This is a genomic window from Pseudoalteromonas sp. bablab_jr011 (genome assembly GCF_016464045.1).
Classification (GTDB): domain Bacteria; phylum Pseudomonadota; class Gammaproteobacteria; order Enterobacterales; family Alteromonadaceae; genus Pseudoalteromonas; species Pseudoalteromonas lipolytica.
The window spans coordinates 1-407 of the sequence record NZ_JACDWU010000064.1 but is presented as its reverse complement, the minus strand read 5'-3'; the positions used below and the strand labels follow the sequence as shown (position 1 = coordinate 407).

Genomic DNA, 407 nt, shown 5'->3' with positions numbered 1-407 from the left:
TCACTTAAATCATACTTATAAAATACTCAAGCAGCTTGGCTTTAGTTGGATCACAAGCCGTTCGAAACACCCTAAACACTCATTAAAAAGCCAAGAAGCTTTTAAAAAACTTCCAACTGGAAACGATCCTTCACACACCCGAACACCTTCCACTTGACCGTATCGACGTATGGTTTCAGGACGAAGCACGATTTGGCCAGCAAAATCCGACTACGCGCATTTGGGCTGAAATAGGCACTCGGCCACGGATAGTAAAACAACAGCAGTTTGACTATGGATATTTATTTGGTGCGGTATGTCCTTCCACAGGCCAAACAGAAGCGCTAGTAAGCCCATTCGTCAATAAAGAAGCAATGACGCAGCACCTGAGCCAGATATCACAAGCTACACCAGTTGGCAGACATGCT

At 44.7% G+C, this 407-nt stretch carries 1 pseudogene; it reads left to right on the top strand.

Annotation, left to right across the window (positions count from 1 at the left end):
- Window positions 1-407 (top strand): annotated as a pseudogene (locus JIG41_RS23245) (transposase); the annotation flags it as partial.